At 43.6% G+C, this 3158-nt stretch carries 5 protein-coding genes; all 5 read right to left on the reverse strand.

The window, feature by feature from the left end:
- Positions 1-74: 74 nt before the first annotated feature.
- Positions 75-794 carry an RHS repeat-associated core domain-containing protein gene (locus GY065_RS12805; RefSeq protein ID WP_174834456.1) on the reverse strand — a complete coding sequence of 240 codons (720 nt, stop codon included), beginning with the start codon at positions 792-794 and terminating at the stop codon, positions 75-77.
- Positions 779-1432 (reverse strand): RHS repeat domain-containing protein, encoded by a 654-nt coding sequence (locus GY065_RS12810; protein WP_174834457.1) that lies wholly within the window; start codon positions 1430-1432, stop codon positions 779-781. The genes GY065_RS12805 and GY065_RS12810 overlap by 16 nt, the downstream gene beginning before the upstream one ends.
- Positions 1433-1596: 164 nt before the next feature.
- A complete protein-coding gene (locus GY065_RS12815) occupies positions 1597-1956 on the reverse strand; it encodes a hypothetical protein (protein WP_174834458.1) in 360 nt (119 codons plus the stop codon).
- Positions 1917-2123: an RHS repeat-associated core domain-containing protein gene (locus tag GY065_RS13135; protein ID WP_202984105.1), complete on the reverse strand. Its 207-nt coding sequence runs from the start codon at positions 2121-2123 to the stop codon at positions 1917-1919. The genes GY065_RS12815 and GY065_RS13135 overlap by 40 nt, the downstream gene beginning before the upstream one ends.
- A 16-nt stretch (positions 2124-2139) precedes the next feature.
- Positions 2140-3158 (reverse strand): RHS repeat domain-containing protein (locus tag GY065_RS12825; RefSeq protein WP_174834459.1); only part of this gene is annotated, 1019 nt, incomplete at its 5' end.

Raw genomic sequence — 3158 nt, forward strand, 5'->3', positions numbered from 1 at the left:
TTATTATTCAACAATTCACTTATCTCTTTTTTAGATTTATTACTGCCGTATTTTAGAAAATATAATTTTTTCATTTATCGCCCGCCACATTTCCCTGGAATTCTGATTCCTTTTCCTTTAGCTTTGATTTCAACTGAAGACTTAAAAATCATAGCATTTACAGGTCTATCTCCAGACATTCTAGATAATCTTTGTAGAATATCATCTATACCTAAATCTTTAGCCATATCACTACCCATCTCAATTGGTCCAGTTCGTCCACCTTTTCCTATCCCTAAGGATTCTGCTTTCTGATATAGCTCTGGATGTGATATAGCTACATCAAAATCACTAACACGACCAACATCAAAAGGTTGTCTTGTAGAGAAGCTTACACCAGATACAGAACTTCCTTGCATGTATGAAACTGAGCTAGGATATCCTAATTTACTCAGACCAGCCTGTAATGTTTGACCAAATTGCTTAAATTGCCCATAGCTCTTAAAGCCATGTGGTACCCCTTTCTTTGAGAATCCTAAAGGATCAATCCAAGTCAACCCATTAGGCGCATACTGATACAGATTAAACCCACCCAGCAGCCCAATCGGATCAGGCTGAGTAAAGCGGCCTATATCCGGATCGTAGTATCTGAAAGTATTGTAGTGCAGTCCGGTTTCTCTGTCTAAATACTGTCCCTGATACCTCAGGTTCTGTTGTATCTCTGTATGAGCAATCTCCTGTACCGGTTTGCCCCATAACTGATATGAACATTCCCAGACGATTTCACCGGCTTCATCCGTCAGCTCCTCCGGCACAGCGGTTCATAGCTGTCTTCACCGATATACAGATACAGGCTCTGCCGTTTGTCTGCGCCACTTTCCTGAATCATCTGCATCCCGTCCCACAGGAAGGTGGTGCGGTTGCATGGTTTGCCATCTCGGTCTAGCCGGTGTTTTTCAATCCGCCGGCCAAGGGCATCGTAGACGTAGCCGTAGCGTTCAGTATGGTTCAGCTGTTCGATACGTACTTCGGTCAGGCGGTGTTCGTCATCGTAATGGTAATACTGGGTACCGCTGGCGGTTTGTTTGCTACGGGTTCGTCCGTGTTCGTCGTAGCTGTATTTCAGTCCGCGGAAGCTGAGCAGCTGATTAAAGCGGATCAGGTTCTGATTGCTTTCTTCTTCACCGCGTCTTCTGTCCAGCAGGTTGGCCGCAGCATCGTATTGCAATGTTTCCCAGTACGCTTCGTTGCGGCAGCTTTCGATGCGTCCGGTTACGTCGTAGCGGTAATCACTTTGTCCCTGTCGGTTGTGTTTTTTGCTTACCAGCCGGTCCAGATTGTCGTAGCTGTAGCTGCGGTCTAATATGGTATCCGGCAGGATGCCTGCTCCCGGACGTTTGGTCTGTTTACCGGTTAGGCGGCTGGTGCGGTCGTATTTAAAACTGGTGTGCATTCTGCCCTGGCTGTGCAGAGTTTCTCGATACTTGAAATTAAAGTACTCTTCATTAGTTCCATGCACTGGCTTAGCCATGGTTGCACGAAGATAGTAATAAAAAATCGGAAGAATAAAATCTAGGCATCATTTCTTTTTTTTCATTTATTCCCTACTAATAACTTTTAGCTACCAGCGTTTTTTTCATCATTACTATATCTAGATTCATAATCTTCAATATATTCAAGTTCTCTTGTTAATTTACAACACCATTTGTATGGTTTAGATTCATATGGATTAGGAATAACAAACCCTTCAGAGAAAAGATACTCTGGCAAAATTTCATCAATTGGCATATACAAATATACATAATCACCTTCTTTTAAGAAGATAGTTTCCCCCATATAGTTTTTTATTTCATCTGTCTGAGTTAAACCAACAATATCTAAATCTAAAACTCTCTCATTATCAAAATCTGCAAATATTCTACTATTTAATCCTATATCTACTTTTTGACAATTAGTTTGTGCTTGTTGGGCAACCATGTGTAGTTCCTTCCTTTGCTTTTCCTGGATTTTCTGTGTTGGAGTGAATCGCCGGCTAACCCAATCGGGTCAGGCTGGGTAAAGCGGCCCATATCTGGATCGTAGTGCCTGAAGGGATTGTAGTGCAGTCCGGTTTTTCTGTCTGAATACTGTCCCTGATACCTCAAGTTCTGTTGTATCTGTCTATGGACACGTAGATGTTTTCTTTGGTGGTTTTTTCTTTGCTGGATTTTTCACTGTTGGAGTGAATAACTGTTCAAATTGTTCAGCAGTTAAACCACTAACAGTTGCGTGATTCATCTTATGTGGACCTTTTACATTTGACTCACCGTCTAAAGTTATTGTACCACCTGCTTTCTCAATTTCACCAACTGTCGCTATGCCTACTTGATTATGATTAAAAGCTTTTGCCAGAGTTTCCAAATCAGCACCTGGTGCTGCTTGAGTTGATACTCCGCTTAATTTTCCGTTTGCATCAGTCTTAACACCATTTCCGTTCTTAAAATTTTCAGCTTCACATGTACCACCTCTACATACTATATCGTTGTCAGATAAAATTTCATGTAATCCCAAAGGATCAATCCACATAAACGCATTGGGCGCATACTGATAAAGATTAAATCCGCCGGTTAATCCAATCGGGTCCGGCTGAGTAAAGCGGCCTGTATCCGGATCATAGTACCTGAAAGTATTGTAGTGCAGTCCGGTTTCTCTGTCTAAATACTGTCCCTGATAACGCAGGTTCTGTTGTATCTCTCTATGGGCAATCTCCTGTATCGGTTTGCCCCACAGCTGGTATGAGCATTCCCAGACGATTTCACCTGCTTCATCCGTCAGCTCCTCCGGCATGCCGTTCAGGTCGGTGTGGAAGTAGTAGATGTGTTGTTCCTGATTACCGTTTTTGTCTATTCGCGCCAGCGGTTCATAGCTGCCATCACCAGTATACAGATACAAGCTCTGCCGTTTGTCTGCACTGCTTTCCTGAATCATCTGCATCCTGTCCCACAGGAAGGTGGTGCGGTTGCATGGTTTGCCGTCACGGTCCAGCCGGTGTTTTTCAATCCGCCGGCCGAGGGCATCATAGACGTAACCGTAGCGTTCAGTATGGTTTAGCTGTTCGATACGCACTTCGGTCAGGCGGTGTTCGGCATCGTAATGGTAATACTGGGTACCGCTGGCGGTTTGTTTGCTGTGGGTACGTC

This window comes from Snodgrassella sp. ESL0323 (genome assembly GCF_013346865.1).
Classification (GTDB): Bacteria; Pseudomonadota; Gammaproteobacteria; order Burkholderiales; family Neisseriaceae; genus Snodgrassella; species Snodgrassella alvi.